Raw genomic sequence first — 18128 nt, forward strand, 5'->3', positions numbered from 1 at the left:
GCGAGTCGTTATCGGCATCGAAAACGGCTCGGCAAACCTGTGATGATGCCGCATTGCGTTAACATCTCTGTCCCGCGCCTCGGGTAGCACCGCGCTGAACAAGCACGGCGCACCCGCTGTCGAAACCGCCTGTCATGCCGCCCGCGTGCCGGTCCGCCGAATTTTCATCGCGGCGCAACCGCACGGGCGGCTCATACCCAAGCCAGCCACCTGATCGAACCGATGGACGAACAACAACAGCACACGGAATCCCAACGCCCTGCCGCCCCGGCTTCGCAACCGTCCTCGGGCGCCGCTGGCGCGCCAGACAATGCTCCCGGTATGGTGAAACGGCACCGTGGCCGCAATATCGCCCTGATCGTCGCGGCGCTGGTCATTCTTGGGGTCGTGCTGTGGCGCTGGCATCCGTGGGGCAGTCCGAGCGGCGGCGCAAGCGGCGCGGCCGGCGCCCGGAGCGCGAGCGGCGGCCGGGCTGGCCGCGGCGGTCCCGGCGCGATGGCCAACATGCCGCAACCGGTTCACGTGGCGAGCGCCACCACGGGCGAAATGCCGGTGGTGCTGACCGCGCTCGGCACGGTCACCCCGCTCGCCACCGTCACCGTGCTGCCGCAGTTGAGCGGCGTGCTGCAGGACGTCTATTTCAAGGAAGGCCAGATGGTCAAGAAGGGCGACGTGCTGGCCCAGATCGACCCGCGCCCGTATCAGATCTCGCTGGAAAACGCGCAAGGCACACTGGTGCGCGACGAGGCGCTGCTGCAAACCGCCCGCCTCGACCTGAAGCGCTATCAGACGCTGCTCTCGCAGGACTCGATCGCCAGCCAGCAGGTGGACACGCAGGCCTCGCTCGTGCGCCAATTGGAAGGCACAGTCAAATCCGACAAGGCAAACGTCGACAGCTTCAAGCTCGACCTCATCTACGCTCGCATCACCGCGCCGGTGTCGGGGCGCGTCGGCTTGCGCCAGGTCGACCCGGGCAACTACGTGACGTCGAGCCTGAGCACGGGCATCGTCGTGATTACGCAGTTGCAGCCGATCAGCGTGATCTTCACCACCTCCGAAGACAACCTGCAGCAGATCATCCGGCACACGCAGAACGGCGAGCAGCTGTCGGCCACCGCGTACGACCGCGCCAACACCACGCCGCTCGAAATCGGCACGCTCAAGACGATGGACAACCAGATCGACACCACCACCGGCACGGTCCGGCTGCGCGCGATCTTCCAGAACGACGACAGCCGGCTGTTCCCGAATCAGTTCGTGAATACGCGCCTGCTGGTCGATACGATCAAGGACGCGGTGATCGTGCCGACCACGGCCGTGCTCAACGGCTCGATGGGCCAGTTCGTGTACGTCGTGAAGGCGGACAATACGGTGACGGTGCGCCCGGTCAAGATCGGCCCGGTCGACGGCGAGCGCACCAGCATCAAGTCCGGCCTGCAGGTCGGCGAGCGCGTCGTGACCGACGGTTCGGACCGGCTGCGCGAGGGTGCGAAGATCACGATTCCGGCCGAGCGGCCGCGCGCCGCGTCCGGCGCGCATGGTGCTAGCGGCGCGGCCGCGGCATCGGGCGCTTCAGGCGCTTCGGGCACACACGCGCGTCACGGCAAACACGCGGCGCAAGCCTCGCAATAAGGGCATGGCACTTACCGCATGAATCCATCCCGCGCTTTCATTCTGCGTCCCGTCGGCACCGCGCTGCTGATGGCGGCGATCATGCTGGTCGGCCTCGTCGCGCTGCGCTTCCTGCCGCTGTCCGCGCTGCCCGAGGTCGACTATCCGACAATCCAGGTGCAGACCTTCTATCCGGGCGCGAGCCCGGACGTGATGACGTCGTCCGTCACCGCGCCGCTCGAGCGGCAGTTCGGGCAGATGCCGTCGTTGAACCAGATGTCGTCGCAAAGCTCGGCCGGCTCGTCGATCATCACGCTGCAATTCAGCCTCGATCTGCCGCTCGACATCGCCGAGCAGGAAGTGCAGGCCGCGATCAACGCGGCGGGCAATCTGTTGCCGGCGGACCTGCCCGCGCCGCCGATCTACGCGAAGGTCAACCCGGCCGACGCGCCGATTCTCACGCTCGCGATCACCTCGAAGACGCTGCCGATGACCCAGGTGCAGGACATGGCCGACACGCGTCTCGCGCAGAAAATTTCGCAGGTCGCGGGCGTGGGTCTGGTGAGCCTGTCGGGCGGCCAGCGCCCGGCTGTGCGGATTCAGGCGAACCCGCGCGCGCTCGCCGCGTACGGTCTGAATCTGGACGATCTGCGCACCACGATCTCGAACCTGAACGTCAATACGCCGAAGGGCAACTTCGACGGCCCGACGCGCAACTACACGATCAACTCGAACGACCAGCTGACCGACGCCGATCAGTACAAGACCGCAGTGATCGCATACAAGAGTGGCCGCCCGGTGATGCTGACCGACGTCGCGACCATCGTCGAGGGCGCGGAGAACACCAAGCTCGGCGCGTGGGTCGACAACACGCCCGCAATCATTCTGAACGTGCAGCGTCAGCCGGGTGCGAACGTGATTCAGGTGGTGGACAGCATCAAGAAACTGCTGCCGCAATTGCAGCAGGCACTGCCCGCCGCGCTCGACGTGCAGATCGTCACCGACCGCACCACCACGATCCGCGCCTCCGTGCGCGACGTGCAGTTCGAACTGGCGATGTCGGTCGTGCTGGTGGTGCTGGTGATGTACCTGTTCCTCGCCAACCTCTACGCGACCATCATTCCGAGTCTGTCGGTGCCGCTGTCGCTGATCGGCACGCTCGCCGTGATGTACCTGTGCGGCTTCTCGCTGGACAACCTGTCGTTGATGGCGCTAACCATCGCGACCGGCTTCGTGGTCGACGATGCGATCGTGATGATCGAGAACATCGCGCGCTATGTCGAGGAAGGCGAGTCAGCGCTCGAAGCCGCGTTGAAAGGCTCGAAACAGATCGGCTTCACGATCATTTCGCTGACGGTCTCGCTGATCGCCGTGCTGATCCCGCTGCTCTTCATGGGCGACGTGGTCGGCCGGCTGTTCCACGAATTCGCGATCACGCTCGCGGTGACCATCGTGATCTCGGCGGTGGTGTCGCTCACGCTGGTGCCGATGATGTGCGCCAAACTGCTGCGCCACACGCCGCCGCATGAAAGCCACCGCTTCGAGGCGCGGGCGCACCGCTTCATCGACTGGGTGATTGCCCGCTACGCGGTCGCGCTCACGTGGGTGCTGAACCGGCAACGCTCCACGCTGGTCGTCGCGCTGCTCACGCTGGTGCTGACCGGCCTGCTGTACGTGTACATTCCGAAGGGCTTCTTCCCGGTGCAGGATACCGGCGTGATCCAGGCGATCACGCAGGCGCCACAGTCGGTATCGTTCGCATCGATGGCCGAGCGCCAGCAGCAACTCGCCGCGCAGATTCTGAAGAACCCGGACGTGGAAAGCCTCACGTCGTTCATCGGCGTGGACGGCAGCAACATCACGCTGAACAGCGGCCGCATGCTGATCAACCTGAAGCCGCGCGACGACCGCAGCAACACCGCGAGCGAAGTGATCCGCCAGTTGCAGAAGGACGTCGCGCATATTGCCGGCGCGTCGCTGTTCATGCAGCCGGTGCAGGATCTGACGATCGACTCGACCGTGAGCCCGACGCAGTACCAGTTCATGCTGACCGATCCGAACATCAGCGAATTCACGACCTGGGTGCCGAAGCTCGTCGAGCGCCTGAAGCAGGCCCCCGAACTCGCGGACGTCGCGACCGATCTGCAGGACAACGGCCGCTCGGTGTTCATCGAAATCGACCGCGCCACCGCGTCGCGCTTCGGCATCACGCCGGCCACCATCGACAGCGCGCTGTACGACGCGTTCGGGCAGCGCATCATCTCGACCATCTTTACGCACTCGAACCAGTACCGCGTGATTCTGGAAGCGATGCCGCAGATGCAGCACTACACCGAGTCGCTGAACTCGATCTATCTGCCCTCCTCCACGTCCACGGGCGGTCAGGTGCCGCTGTCGTCGATCGCGAAGTTCATCGAGAAGCCCGCGCCGCTGCTGGTCACGCATCTGAGCCAGTTCCCGGCTACTACCGTGTCGTTCAACCTCGCGCCGGGTTCGTCGCTCGGCGCGGCGGTGAAGGCGATCAGCCGGGCGGAGCAGGACGTCGGCCTGCCGGCGTCGTTCCAGACGCGCTACCAGGGCGCGGCGCTGGCGTTCCAGGCGTCGCTGACGAACGAACTGTTCCTGATTCTCGCGGCGATCGTCACGATGTACATCGTGCTCGGCGTGCTGTACGAAAGCTTCATCCACCCGATCACGATTCTCTCGACGCTGCCTTCGGCCGGGGTCGGCGCGCTGCTCGCGCTGCTGATCACCGGGCACGATCTGGACATCATCGGCATCATCGGCATCGTGCTGCTGATCGGTATCGTGAAGAAAAACGCGATCATGATGATCGACTTCGCGCTCTATGCCGAGCGCGAGGAAGGCAAGCCGCCGCGCGAAGCGATCTACCAGGCGTGCCTGCTGCGCTTCCGGCCGATCCTGATGACCACGCTCGCCGCGCTGCTCGGCGCCCTGCCGCTGATGCTCGGCACCGGCGCCGGTTCGGAGCTGCGCCGGCCGCTCGGTATCGCGATTGCGGGCGGCCTGATCGTCAGCCAGTTGCTGACGCTGTTCACCACGCCGGTGATCTACCTCGCGTTCGATTCGCTGGGCCGGCGCGCGCGTGAGCGCTTCAATCGCGGCAAGCCTACGCCGCCGCCCGCCACCGACATAGGGAACTGAGCGATGAACCTGTCGCGTCCGTTTATCTCCCGCCCGGTCGCCACCACGTTGCTGGCGATCGGCGTCGCGCTGGCCGGTATTGTCGCGTTCACCAGACTGCCGGTCGCGCCGTTGCCGCAGGTCGATTTCCCGACCATTTCGATCCAGGCCACGTTGCCGGGCGCGAGCCCGGATACCGTGGCCACCAGCGTCGCGAGTCCGCTCGAACGGCATCTCGGCTCGATCGCCGACGTCACGGAAATGACCTCGTCGAGCTCGGTGGGCTCGACGCGAATCACGATGCAGTTCGGCCTGGACCGCGACATCAACGGCGCTGCGCGCGACGTGCAGGCTGCGATCAACGCCGCGCGCGCCGACCTGCCGACCAACCTGCGCAGCAACCCGACGTATCACAAGGTCAATCCCGCCGACGCGCCGATCCTGATTCTGGCGCTCACGTCGAATACGCTGACCGCCGGCCAGTTGTACGACTCGGCGGCCACCGTGCTGCAGCAGTCGCTGTCGCAGGTGGACGGCGTCGGCGAAGTGGACGTGAGCGGCTCGGCCAACCCGGCCGTGCGTGTCGAACTGCAGCCGCATGCGCTCTCGCACTACGGCATCGGTCTCGAAGACGTGCGCGCGGCGCTTGCCGCGGCCAACGCGAACAGCCCGAAAGGCTCGATCGAGTTCGGCGCGAACCGCGTGCAGATCTACACCAACGACCAGGCAAGCAAGGCGTCGCAATACAAGGACCTCGTCATCGCATATCGCAACGGCGCGGCGGTGAAGCTCTCGGACATGGGCGAGGTGGTCGATTCGGTCGAAGATCTGCGCAACCTCGGCCTCTTCAACGGCAAGCGTTCGGTGCTGGTGATCCTGTACCGCCAGCCGGGCGCGAACATCATCGACACCATCGAGCGCGTGAAGGCGATGCTGCCGCAACTGCACGCGTCGCTGCCCGCCGACGTCGACATCACGCCGACCGCCGACCGCTCCACCACGATCCGCGCGTCGCTGCGCGACACCGAGCGCACGCTGATGATCGCGGTCGCGCTGGTGGTGATGGTGGTGTTCCTGTTCCTGCGCAACTGGCGCGCCACGCTGATTCCGAGCGTGGCCGTGCCGATCTCGATCATCGGCACGTTCGGCGCGATGTACATGCTGGGCTTTTCGATCGACAACCTGTCGCTGATGGCGTTGACGATCGCGACCGGCTTCGTGGTCGACGACGCGATCGTGGTGCTGGAGAACATCTCCCGGCATATCGAGAACGGCGTGCCGCGCATGAAGGCCGCGTTCATCGGCGCGCGCGAAGTCGGCTTCACCGTGCTGTCGATCAGCATCTCGCTGGTCGCGGTGTTCCTGCCGATCCTGCTGATGGGCGGCATTGTCGGCCGGCTGTTCCGCGAGTTCGCGCTGACGCTGTCGCTCGCGATCGCGGTGTCGCTGGTCGTCTCGCTCACCCTCACGCCGATGATGTGTTCGCGCCTGCTGCGCGAGCCACACGAGAAGGAGGAAGAAGGCCGCTTCGGGCGCTGGCTCGAACGCGGCTTCACGTCGATGCAGCGCGGCTACGAGCGCACGCTCGGCTGGGCGCTGCTGCATCCGCGCCTGATCGTCACGATTCTGCTGCTGACGATCGGCCTGAACATCTGGCTCTACATCATCGTGCCGAAGGGCTTCTTTCCGCAGCAGGACACCGGGCGGATGATCGGCGGCATTCAGGCCGATCAGAGCACCTCGTTCCAGGCGATGAAGGGCAAGTTCTCGCAGATGATGGACATCGTCGGCAAGAACCCGGCGGTGGAAAGCGTGGTGGGCTTCACCGGCGGCCGGCAGACCAATGCGGGCTTCATGTTCGTCTCGCTGAAATCGAAAACCGAGCGCAAAGTGTCCGCCGATCAGGTGATCCAGCAACTGCGCGCCCCGCTCGGCGACGTGGCCGGCGCGCGCACCTTCCTGCAGGCGGTGCAGGACATTCGGGTCGGCGGGCGGCAATCGAACGCGCAGTATCAGTTCACGCTGCTGGCCGATTCGACGCCCGACCTGTACCTGTGGGGGCCCAAGCTCACCGAGGCGCTGCAGGCGCGCCGCGAACTGGCGGACGTGAACTCCGACCAGCAGCAAGGCGGCCTCGAAGCGATGGTGACGATCGACCGGGCCACCGCGGCGCGGTTCGGCATCAAACCGGCGCAGATCGACAACACCTTGTACGACGCGTTCGGCCAGCGCCAGGTATCGACCATCTACAACCCGCTGAACCAGTATCACGTCGTGATGGAAGTCGCGCCGCAGTACTGGCAGAGCCCCGAGATGCTCAGGCAGCTCTTCATCAGCACGTCGGGCGGCAGCGCGAGCGGCGCGCAGACCACCAACGCGCCGGCGGGCACGGTCACGTCGAACGCGGTCAAGTCGAACGCGGCTACGACGGCCGCGACCACCAGCGCGACGACTGGCGGCGCCGCGGGGACCACCGCAACGAGCGCGGCGAGCATCGCCGCCGATTCGGCGCGCAACCAGGCGATCAACTCGATCGCGGCGAGCGGCAAGTCGAGCGCCTCGTCGGGCGCGGCGGTGTCGACGTCGAAGGAAACCATGGTGCCGTTGTCGGCGATCGCGAGTTTCGGGCCGGGGACCACGCCGCTGTCGGTGAATCACCAGAGCCAGTTCGTGGCCTCGACGATCTCGTTCAATCTGCCGCCGGGCGTGTCCTTGTCGACGGCGACCCAGGCGATCTACGACACGATGGCGCAGATCGGCATGCCGGGGACGATCCACGGCAGCTTCCAGGGCACGGCGCAGGCATTCCAGCAGTCGATGTCCGACCAGCCGATCCTGATTCTGGCCGCGCTCGCGGCAGTGTATATCGTGCTGGGGATGCTGTACGAGAGCTACATCCACCCGCTGACGATTCTGTCGACGCTGCCTTCGGCGGGCGTGGGGGCGTTGCTCGCGTTGCTGCTGTTCCAGACCGAGTTCAGCATCATCGCGCTGATTGGCGTGATCCTGCTGATCGGAATCGTGAAGAAGAACGCGATCATGATGGTGGACTTCGCCATTGAAGCGTCGCGGCAGGGCATGTCGTCGCGCGACGCGATTTTCCAGGCGTGTCTGCTGCGCTTCCGGCCGATCATGATGACCACCTGCGCCGCCCTCCTCGGTGCACTGCCGCTCGCGTTCGGACGCGGCGAAGGCGCGGAGTTGCGCGCGCCGCTGGGGATTGCGATTGTCGGCGGACTGATTGTCAGCCAGATTCTCACGCTCTACACGACGCCGGTGGTGTATCTGTACATGGATCGGATCCGGGTGCGGTGGGAGTCGAGGAAGGCGCGCAGAACAGGTGTTGCGCCGTCGTGATGTTGCGGTTGCGCGGTGCGTATTGTCCTAGCGATGCGGACAGCGCCGCGAAACCGGCGCGCAGCAGTTCGTCGCTTGCCGACGTATTGCTGACGCTCGCGCGGATGAACTGGGGCGTCGCATCACGCCTGACCGAAAATGCTTCGGCCGAAGTGACGAGGCAGTTCTTCCGCGCCAGTTCGGCCTGAACGTTCCACGCCCGGCCGGGCGCCGGCACCTCGATCCAGAAGTGCGGACTCTGTGCGCTCGTCCGGTAGTTCCGTTCAGTCAGCAGGTCGGCCACGAGACCCTTTCGACGCTCGATTTCCGCCGCCTGCTGGCGCATCAGCATCTGCGCCGCCCCATCTTCGATCCAGCGGCTCGCCAGTTCCATCTGCAGCGGCGTCGCCATCCAGCAGGTCGACCTTGACGCGGCGCCGAGCCGGCTGATCAGAGGCAGCGGCGCGTGCACGTAGCCCACCCGAAGCCCCGCTGCCACACCTTTGCTCAAGCTGCTGATCAGAACGCCGCGCTCCGGCGCGAACCGACTGATCGGCGGGGGGCGATCGGCCATCAGCACGCCGTGCGCTTCGTCTTCGATAATCAGCACGTTGTGGGCACGGCAGATCCGCGCAATCGCCTCGCGGCGCGCAGTAGAAAGCACCGACGTCGTCGGATTCTGGATCGTCGGCGTGCAATACAGCGCGGACACGCGATGCGTGCGGCACGCGTCGAGCAGGGAGTCGGGCACCAGCCCCTCCTCGTCCATGTCGATGCCTAGCAGCTTGATGCCGAGACAACGCGCAGCGCCGATCAGTCCAGGATAGGTCAGCTGTTCAGCGGCGAGAATGTCACCCGCACGCAGCAACGCCATCAGCGTGCAAAGCAATCCATGCTGGGCACCGTTCACGCACACGACCTGATCCGGCATGGCAGCAAACTCGCCGTGGCCTAACCATCGCGCTCCCGCCTGACGATGGCGCAACGCACCGACATCCGGCGCATAAAGCGTGAGATCCCGCAACGCGGATGCGTCGCCGGCCAGGTCCTGAAGGCTTTTCGCCAGCAGACCGACTTCGCCCCCGGGAATGTGCATGCTGTGACTCATATCGATACACGGCTGCGGCGCGTCGATGGCGTTACGAAAACCGCTGTCTTTCGGCCGCTCCAGACCTCGCTGATGCACGAAAGTCCCGTCCCCCACTCTGGCGACCACCAAACCCATGCGCTCCAGATCGGCATAGGCGCGACTCACCGTGCCGATGGTCACACCGAGCCTGTCGGCCAGCAGCCGGTGCGGCGGCAGTTTGGCGCCCACTTCGATGGAGCCGTCCTGAATCTGCGCCTGCAGCGCCTGCGCAAGCCGTTTGTATTTGGGTGTCTGCCCACCGGCAAGCGCGGATTTCAGCATTGGAACCGTGTCAATAATTGGTTTGACTGCCACTGCTCACCTCAATAGTCTTATTGAATTGATCAATATCGATTCTAATGATTTTTCATGAGTTTATTTAAGATAAGAGAACAATTGACACTATGCCAACAACAGCCAATCTTGAAAGCCCGCTAAAAGAACGCGTACGCTGGCGAGCGGGTATCGTGACTTCGTTGCTCTTCCTGATTGTCTGTTTGAGTTGGGGCACCACGTGGCTGGGAATCAGGATCGCCGTGGAAAGCACGCCGCCACTGACTTCAGCGGGACTTCGGTTTCTGATTGCGTTTCCGCTGTTCCTGGTCTTTGCGCTGGCACGCCGCGAATCGGTGCGCTTCCCGCGAGAAAAAACCGGCTTCTTTCTATTCGTCACATTGTGCTACTTCAGTGTTCCATATTATTTTTTGAATTACGGCGAAATACATGTGTCGTCGGGATTGACTGCGTTGTTGTTTAGCTGCATGCCGGTATTTATCTTGATATTCTCCGCATTGTTTTTACGGGAAAAAATCCACCTTTCGCAAGTCATGGGTATTGCGATCGGGTTCTGCAGTCTGTTCATGATCCTCAAGACGCAGGGCCTGCACATGGATCACGCCGAGCTCTTTGGCGTGCTGGCGATCCTTGCCGCGGCCGTGATGCACGCCCTGTGCTACGTCGTGACAAAGCATCAAGGGGCGAACATCAGCGTGATCACCTTCAATACGCTGCCAATCGGCATCGCTGGATTGCTGCTGTTCGTCTCGGGATGGTTGATTGAGCGTCCAAGACTTTCCGACATCACGCTTCGTTCGTGGAGCGCGCTCACTTATCTTGGACTGGCCGCGTCCGTCGGCGGCTTTATCGTCTATTTCTTTCTGCTCAAGCGGATCAGTCCCGTCATCCTGTCGTTCGTGTTCATCATCTTCCCGGCGTTCGCCGTCATCATCGGTTCGTGGTATGAGGGGCTGCCGGTTTCGAGAGATCTGGGCATCTTTTCCGCACTGTTGCTGCTTGGCTTCGCGATCACGAAGTTGCCTGTGGAAAGACGTGCGGTAAAGAAAAACCAGCCGTCTGCGTGAGGCAACGATGGAGCTACTCAGTCATGAGAATTTGCTGCGCATTTGCAACCACGCGTGCAGCACGTACCCGGAGGAGTGCTGCGGCTTTGTACTCGCCGATGGAACCGTGCACTGCGGGATCAATATCCAGAGCGAGTTGAATCGACGCCAACCTGATATCCATAAACGTACGGCCGTCAATGGTTACACGTTTTCAGTCGCCGACACCCTTGCCATCACTCAGAGCCTTCGAAGCAACAACCCCGTCGCAATCATCTACCACTCGCATCCGGATGTTGGAGCGTACTTCAGCCGCGAAGACGAGGACAAAGCGCTATTCATGGGTAAACCGGTCTACCCGGTCGGCTATCTGATCGTCGATATCCGCGAGGGCCGTGCGCTGGCAGCCAGACTCTTCGAGTGGGACCGTGATCAGTTTGCCTGCACCCGAGAGTTCCAGGTTAGTGAGACAAACTCAGTAATAAGCATAAGGAGCTGAACCATGACCGTCGTGATTTTTCCGGAAGTCCTCGCAAGAGCGGCACAACTGCCGTCCGATCGTACGGAAAGCGAGGGCAGCACGCTGCGCGAGCTGATTGAATACATTTGCAAGCGTCACTCGCAGTTACGCACGCACCTCTTCTATGAAAACGGTTCCTTCAAGGAGCACTTTCTTCTGACCTGCTCAGGAGAGCTAGTCGACCTCGACCACGTACCGACACCCGGCAGCGAAGTTGAAATCATGCTCGCGACCTCCGGTGGATTGGACACCGACCGCTTATCCAACGACGAGATCCGCCGCTATGTTCGCCATATCACCCTGCCGGGCGTCGGACGTGCGGGTCAGTTACGATTGAAGAAGGCGAAGGTGTTGATTGTCGGCACAGGCGGTTTGGGCTCCCCCGTTTGTCTCTACCTGGCGGCCGCAGGTGTCGGAACCCTCGGTTTGATAGACTTCGACGTCGTGGAAAGCAGCAATTTGCAACGTCAGATCGTGCATGGAAACAGCACCCTCGGCATGCTCAAAGTGGAGTCTGCGAAACAGCGGTTACAAGATCTCAATGCCGACGTTCAGATCGACACCTACGCTGCCACATTGGATGCGGACAACGCCATACAGCTTATCGGGCAGTACGATCTGGTTGTCGACGGCACTGACAACTTCTTTTCACGCTACTTGGTCAACGACGCATGCGTCCAATTGGGCAAACCACTGGTATACGGCGCGATATATCGCTTCGAAGGCCAAATGAGCGTATTCAATCATCGCGCAGGACCATGCTATCGCTGTATCTTCCCCGCTAGCCCGCCTCCCGAACTGGCGCCGAACTGCAGCGCCGGTGGCGTTATCGGCGTGCTGCCGGGCGTGGTCGGACTCATTCAGGCGACAGAAGCCATCAAGCTGATCCTCGATATCGGCGAGTCATTGGCCGGGCGGCTGATGCGTTTCGACGCCTTAACAATGCGATTCAGCGAACTCCGACTCCGGCGTCGCCCGGACTGTCCCGTCTGCTCCGCGAACCGCAGCGGCACACGTGTCGAGCCAGACGGAGTGTCGTGTGCCGACGCTAGTCCGGGACGACCGCGGCTAGCGCCCGACTTTTATATAAAACCGCGTGCTCTCGAGTCGATCATGGCGCAGAAAGACAACAACCATGTGCTGCTTGATGTGCGCGACGCGAATGAACTGGAAGTATGTCAATTGCCCGGCGTGCTGCATATTCCTTTGGACGAGTTAACCGACCGCATCGGCGTACTCGATCCAAGTCAAACCCATTATCTGATCTGCTATGGCGGCACGCGGGCCGAGCGAGCCGCAAGCACGCTTCGGGACGCCGGGTTCGCGCACGTGAAGGTGCTGGAAGGCAGCATGAAGCGTTGGGTAAGGGATGTCGCCCCCGACATGCCGATCTATTGATTCGGGCCGGAGTGCTGACGCGATGATTTATAAGTCGATAGTCGAAGCTATTGGCAACACACCGATCGTTCAACTGGAAGCGTTTTCTAGCAATCTTGGGCTGAAGGTTTATGCGAAACTGGAATCGCTCAATCCAGGTGGAAGCCACAAGGCGAGGATCGCGCTGGGCATGATTCACGACGCCGAGCGCAAAGGCATTCTTGTAAGAGGAAATCAGCAAACCATTCTGGAACCCAGTGGCGGCAACACGGGCATTGGCCTAGCCATCGCCGCCAACGTCCTCGGCTACAAGGTGGTGCTGGTGATACCAGACAACTACAGTATTGAGAAGCAAAAATTGCTGCGCCTGTATGGCGCCGAGGTGGTTCTCTCAGACAGTCGTCTGGGAAATAACTCGCACGGACAAAGGGCCATGGAATTACAACTCGAGAATCCCACCTATGTGATGCTCAATCAACAAAGAAACAGTGCCAATCCAGACACGCATCGACATACCACCGCCCAGGAAATCGTCCGCGATTTCGGCGACTGGAAAGTGGACTGCTTCGTAGCTGGTATCGGTACAGGCGGACATATCACCGGCATCGGAGAAATACTCAAGCGGCAGTGGCCCGAGCTGCGCGTTTTCGGTGTCGAGCCCGAGCAATGCGATCTGCTTGCTGATCGCCACGCTCCACATGATATTCAGGGACTATCCATCGGCATCATTCCGAGCATCCTGAACCTGTCAGTGCTCGATGGAATGCTAAAGGTTTCCAGACTCGAATGTGAAGAGATGGTTCGGAGAATCATGCGAAGGGATTCGATCAGCCTCGGCATTTCCTCAGCGGCCAATCTGGTGGCAATCTCCAAGCTAGCCAATGAATTACCCAGTAACGCCACCGTGTTGACCATGATCTACGACGGCGTAGAGTCTTACTTATCCGATTTCGAATAGCCTCGGCAATACAGCGCTATCGCTACCTATTCCCACGCTCTCCCTGAATACTGACTGCCCCGTCTGGTTGCGGACGGGGACTTGGGCACAGGGATCGAGCGGACTCACGCGTGGAAAATGCCTGTGTTGAATATCGCGTCGCTGAACGAACAGGACAGGCGCTCCTTCCCCGCCCCCATGCTCTTCCGTCGAATTTCCATTCGCCCAATCGGCTTTGTATTACTGATGTGGGTGCCCCCACAGGGAATAACCTCGCCCTCGCATTCCCAGTATCGGGCGTCAGCGTATGCTGCATGGGCATAGACACGCACGTCGCTCGCACGTGAAACGAATGCGTTAGCGATAGTTTCTATCTCATGGACTTCCTCGTTTGAGATACGTTCCTCGACCCCGAAATCAAGTCGTGCGGCATCTGCACGAATATGGCAGCCGAGTATCCATTCAACCGCATCGGGCCTAATCTGTTGCACCCCTAGCAAAAGCAGGTGGCATGCTGTATGGCTCAGCGAGAGTTGCGAACGACGCAAACGGTCGATTCGCACCTCAACCGGATCGCCAGCCTGTATGCCGGAAAGATGGGCAATATCATCGGGATGAACGACATGTTCAATCACCCCTCCAACTTGAATCTCAGGGAAATTCGAAATGGCCACATGATCGCAATACATTTTCCTTGCGTGAATAAAGCGAATTTCACAGCCATTCTGTAGAAGAATGACTCCGTTATCAGCGTCCTGTCCGCCGCCTTCCGGATAGGCGACGGTAGCATCGAGTTCCACGTGACCGGTACCTGACTTGACGACTTTCGCGACGCATCGGTCCAGATGAAGGTCATCGTAGTAGAGCTTATGGGTCTTTCGGTTGAGTGAAAACATGATAATCAAGGTAGGTTCAACGGGATTCTAACGAGCGCTGAGGTTGTCGCCTTCTTGTCAACTGAAGCTCGGATTTGAGCGTGACGATCGAATCTGACGGAATATCTTCTGTAATAACGCAGTGTGGCGAGATGAACACATCATTGCCTATAACCACATCGCCAAAAATCCGCGTAAACGCTCCTATCTCTGCCCGGTTGCCTACTGTCGGATGGCGTTTTCCTGAAGGGTTCGCCGATATGCCCGTGGCGCCGAGAACAACACCGCCGAGAATGTAGCAGTCGTCGCCGATTCGCGATGTTTCACCGATAACGGTCCCCCACCCGTGGTCCAAAACGAAGCCCCGCCCGATGTAACAGCGCGGATGAATCTCGGCGCCGGAAAGCAACTTGCCCCGAGCCGACACAAGCGCGGCGGCACTTTCGATTTCCCGACCATGATCACCGTCGAGCCTGGCTATATCGAGAAGTGCATGCGCAAGTCGGTAGTGCAGCACCGCCTTATAGGATGAATATCCGAACGCGATATTCTCGACCGCCCCACGAGACGCCGGGTCTTTTGCGGCGAAAGCGTTCAGATCATTCTCAGCAGCCCTGGCCGCCGCAATGAACTGTGTATGTCTCGCAATTGTTTTGACCAGAGCGGGTGTGCAACATTCCATCATCGCTGCACACAGTAGATTCTGAACAAGATCTGTCGGCATTTATACGTCCGCGTTTGCGATTAACTATGTTATGCCAACATTCAACAAATAAACCTATGGGATAATTCCGAAATACAAGAGATATTCGTTGGGGTCGGAGATAGTTGTGTATCTGCTTCGCCGCGTCATGTTCTGAATGCCGGCTATCCACTTTGCCATTTTTGACCTGGCTGGCATTTTCTTTCTGATGTTGCACAACGTCGGCCTTTGCTTCCGCCATTGTTCTATCCGCAGTGCCAGCGCGTGCTAATAGAACACTAAGAACACTATCGGCCCATGCGAAGCCAACGCTGCTGGCGCAAACCAACCGCGTGCGCAAGAACCTAAAGCTTCTGCTCCATCGCCAGCAAAAAAATCCGCTGCCATTGCTTCGCCTGCCGCTCCCCCGACATCGGCACAAGCCAATCGGCATGCCTCGGGTCTTTAACCTTCAAAGCGACCTGCGATTGACCCTCGCGGCCCTGAACCTCGGCCCCGCGCAGATCGGCAAAAATATATGCGCCGCGCTCTGCGCCGACATGAATCTCGCACAGCCGCTTGCCGGCAGCGAGCCGGACCGAACCCCAGTTCCCTTTGAGCTCATGAGTCCAGTCGCCGTCGTGAACGTTCGGCGCGACTTCCTGGCGGCGGCGCCACCAATATGCGGCGGCGGCCATCAGCAGCAACGCAACCAGCACGGCCACGCCGACCGCAACGGCCAGCCCGAAGGCCGCCTGCAACGCATAGAACGCGCGCACCGCGCCGTACACCAGCGCGATCAGCGCAATTAACGCAACGACAATCGGCATCGCAAGCTCACCCGGCAAAAAAGCCTAGCCTAGCATGAGCGATGCCTCATTCCCGGCGCAAGGCACCATGGCGAAAAACGCGCCGCCGCGCGTGAGCCCGGCGTGACGGCCGCTTATTGCTTATGCGTCGCCGCCCACTCCTTCACCGCTTTCAACGTGTTCTCGACGTGCTTCTCCGGCGACAGGCTCGTGTACTCATAGATGATCTTGCCGTCCGGCGCGATCACATACGACACGCGATTGGCCATCGAGCCATGCATCGGCATGCCGGCGTCATAAGCGCCGATCACTTTCGCTTCGGCGTCCGCTGCAACCGGGAACTTGCTACGGCATTCGCTCACGGAAAACTTCGTCAACGTGTCGATGTTGTCGTGCGACACGCCGATCACCGTCGCGCCATATTTCTTGTACTCGTCGACGGCATCGGCGAACTCGTGCGCTTCGATCGTGCAGCCCTTGGTAAAGGCCGCCGGATAGAAGTACAGCACCACCGGCCCTTTCTTCAACTCGTCGGCCAGTGAATACGTATAGGTCTTGCCGCCCAGCGAGGCCTCCGCGGTAAACGGCGGCGCCGCGTCGCCCGGCTTGAGCGTCGCGGAGGCTCTCAACGAATACATCGCGAATCCGGCCGACATGACGACGGCCAGCGCCATCGGTATGAATTTCCCTTTCATCTGCTGCTCCTCCTTGGCGTGACTTCACGCGCTTAGTCCAATGAACCGAGGTTGGCGGCGTTCAGTGGAACCCCAGCCAGCTCTGCACGCTATTGGAACACGTCCGCACGGAATACGTATGAAGAAGCCTGAAGGGTGCGTAAGACAGACATGCGCGGGGCACGGCGCCCTCGACCACCTCAGACAGCCGCTTCCTCGACATGCGCGCCGAACCACGCCGCCGCCGACAGATTCAACTCGGACAGCACGTCGGGAGTCAGCGCCGCGAAGCCGGCCGGCGCATCGGGTGCCGCGGCAATCGACGCGGCGTCGCCCCCCTCGCCCGCCACTTCGGCAAGACGCAGCAAGGTGCCGAGTTCACCGCTGCCCGACACGATCGCTTCGCGAATATGCGGCGCGAGGCCGAGCTTCTCCAGCACCACGCGCGGCTTGCTGCCGAGCACCACGTGGACCAGAGAAAAAATACCGGTCATGAACGCGGCATCGGCAAAATCATTATCGGACGGGCGCAGCCAGCTGGCGGCAAGCTCCATGAAGCGCGAGCGCGTGCCGGCCAGCTGCACCAGCGGATCGGCGCGCCACGGCAGATCGCCGCTGTCCGCATACAGCAGCAGTTGCGCCCAGCGTGCAATCTGCCGCGTGCCGGTGGCGATGATCGCCTCGCGCAGCGACGCGATATTGCGTCCAAGCCCGAACGCGCTCGAATTGACCAGCCGCAGCAGTTGCACCACCACGCTCGGGTTCAGCTTGAGTTCGGCCTCCAGCTCGACAATGCCGGCATCGCGCGACAGCAGCGCGAGCAGGCGCAGCAGGCCCGGACGCACCGAACGGCTGTGCGGCGCGGCCAGCACCTGCGGCCGCGCGAAGAAGTATCCCTGGAACAGATCGAAGCCGAGTTCGCGCGCGAGCGCGAAGTCCTCGCGCGTCTCGACCTTCTCGGCGACCAGCGTCTTGCCGTGGCCGCGCAGCGTGGCGGCCAGTTCGGCGAGCGCGGCGCGCGGGGTTTGCAGAAAGTCGATCTTGACGATGTCGGTGTACGGCAGCACGTCGATCAGCTCGTCCGACAGTTCGCCGACATCGTCGAGCGCCACCTGGAAGCCGGCGCGGCGCAACTCGCCCAGCCGGCGCGTCAGTTGCGCGTCGAACCTCACGGTTTCGAGGATCTCGAGCACGAAGCGCTCAGGCGGCATCAGATGGACGATGTCGTTGAACAGCAGCGCGCGGTCGATATTGACGAAGCCGCGCAGCGGCCCCAGCACCGCCGGCACGCCGATCCCGCCGAGCGTGTGAGCGACCACCTGCGCGGTCGCCTGCGCGTCGTCGCTGACTTCGGCGTAGTTGTGCGCGCCGGTCCGGAACAGCAGCTCGTACGCATTGAGCGCGCCGTCGCGATCGAGGATCGGCTGACGGCCCAGGTAGATGAACTGCGCGGCGGAGCCTCGCTCGGCGTCGTCGACGGATGAGTCAAGCACCTCGATGCGCCGGGCAAGGGCCCTGGCAATATGACGTTCGGACATGGATCATCGGTGCAATTATTCGGAAAGGCTACGCAGCAGCGACGTCACAGCCGGCACTGCACAACAAGGATTGCCCTGTTAACGGACATCAAGCGGCGCCACTTTAACCGAATCGCGCCGGCGGCGGCGCCCCGGCGCGCACGCGCTTGCTTACCC

At 61.7% G+C, this 18128-nt stretch carries 13 protein-coding genes; 7 read left to right on the forward strand and 6 right to left on the reverse strand.

Translation table 11 applies throughout. The features are described from left to right. The first annotated feature begins 222 nt into the window (after positions 1 to 222). From HV744_RS13415 to HV744_RS13425, 3 genes are read left to right on the forward strand one after another with little or no spacing between them, the layout of a single operon-like run. Complete coding sequence (locus tag HV744_RS13415) at positions 223 to 1632, forward strand: MdtA/MuxA family multidrug efflux RND transporter periplasmic adaptor subunit (RefSeq protein WP_175149988.1); 1410 nt, start codon at positions 223 to 225, stop codon at positions 1630 to 1632. 18 nt (positions 1633 to 1650) lie between these two features. Then, a complete protein-coding gene (locus tag HV744_RS13420; RefSeq protein ID WP_175149989.1) occupies positions 1651 to 4776 on the forward strand; it encodes an MdtB/MuxB family multidrug efflux RND transporter permease subunit in 3126 nt (1041 codons plus the stop codon). A gap of 3 nt (positions 4777 to 4779) precedes the next feature. After that, positions 4780 to 8112 (forward strand): efflux RND transporter permease subunit, encoded by a 3333-nt coding sequence (locus HV744_RS13425; protein WP_175149990.1) that lies wholly within the window; start codon positions 4780 to 4782, stop codon positions 8110 to 8112. Here the strand turns inward: HV744_RS13425 and HV744_RS13430 are convergent. Further along, on the reverse strand, positions 8012 to 9502 hold the full coding sequence (locus HV744_RS13430; protein ID WP_217469114.1) for an aminotransferase-like domain-containing protein: 1491 nt from the start codon (positions 9500 to 9502) through the stop codon (positions 8012 to 8014). The two genes, HV744_RS13425 and HV744_RS13430, sit on opposite strands and share 101 nt — an antisense overlap. A gap of 122 nt (positions 9503 to 9624) precedes the next feature. On the opposite strand from HV744_RS13430, the gene HV744_RS13435 reads away from it, so the two are divergent. Genes HV744_RS13435 through HV744_RS13445 form a run of 4 tightly spaced genes read left to right on the forward strand, consistent with a single transcriptional unit; the run spans position 9625 to position 13415 of the window. After that, on the forward strand, positions 9625 to 10581 hold the full coding sequence (locus HV744_RS13435) for a DMT family transporter (RefSeq protein WP_175149992.1): 957 nt from the start codon (positions 9625 to 9627) through the stop codon (positions 10579 to 10581). A 7-nt stretch (positions 10582 to 10588) separates the two neighbouring features. Further along, positions 10589 to 11059: a M67 family metallopeptidase gene (locus tag HV744_RS36770; RefSeq protein WP_217469115.1), complete on the forward strand. Its 471-nt coding sequence runs from the start codon at positions 10589 to 10591 to the stop codon at positions 11057 to 11059. A gap of 3 nt (positions 11060 to 11062) precedes the next feature. Further along, a complete protein-coding gene (moeB, locus tag HV744_RS13440) occupies positions 11063 to 12478 on the forward strand; it encodes a molybdopterin-synthase adenylyltransferase MoeB (RefSeq protein ID WP_217469117.1) in 1416 nt (471 codons plus the stop codon). A gap of 22 nt (positions 12479 to 12500) precedes the next feature. Continuing rightward, on the forward strand, positions 12501 to 13415 hold the full coding sequence (locus HV744_RS13445; RefSeq protein WP_175149993.1) for a PLP-dependent cysteine synthase family protein: 915 nt from the start codon (positions 12501 to 12503) through the stop codon (positions 13413 to 13415). 104 nt (positions 13416 to 13519) lie between these two features. Here the strand turns inward: HV744_RS13445 and HV744_RS13450 are convergent, their stop codons facing one another. From HV744_RS13450 to HV744_RS13470, 5 genes are all read right to left on the reverse strand, one after another. Then, a complete protein-coding gene (locus HV744_RS13450; protein WP_175149994.1) occupies positions 13520 to 14290 on the reverse strand; it encodes an alanyl-tRNA editing protein in 771 nt (256 codons plus the stop codon). Between the two features lie 16 nt (positions 14291 to 14306). Beyond that, complete coding sequence (locus tag HV744_RS13455) at positions 14307 to 14993, reverse strand: serine O-acetyltransferase (protein WP_175149995.1); 687 nt, start codon at positions 14991 to 14993, stop codon at positions 14307 to 14309. A gap of 323 nt (positions 14994 to 15316) precedes the next feature. Next, complete coding sequence (locus HV744_RS13460) at positions 15317 to 15781, reverse strand: hypothetical protein (RefSeq protein ID WP_175149996.1); 465 nt, start codon at positions 15779 to 15781, stop codon at positions 15317 to 15319. Between the two features lie 113 nt (positions 15782 to 15894). Continuing rightward, positions 15895 to 16455: a peroxiredoxin gene (locus tag HV744_RS13465; RefSeq protein ID WP_175149997.1), complete on the reverse strand. Its 561-nt coding sequence runs from the start codon at positions 16453 to 16455 to the stop codon at positions 15895 to 15897. 179 nt (positions 16456 to 16634) lie between these two features. Further along, entirely contained in the window at positions 16635 to 17972 is a 1338-nt protein-coding gene (locus HV744_RS13470) for an EAL and HDOD domain-containing protein (RefSeq protein ID WP_175149998.1), read from the reverse strand. Positions 17973 to 18128: the final 156 nt, after the last annotated feature.

The organism is Paraburkholderia ultramafica (assembly GCF_902859915.1).
Lineage (GTDB): Bacteria > Pseudomonadota > Gammaproteobacteria > Burkholderiales > Burkholderiaceae > Paraburkholderia > Paraburkholderia ultramafica.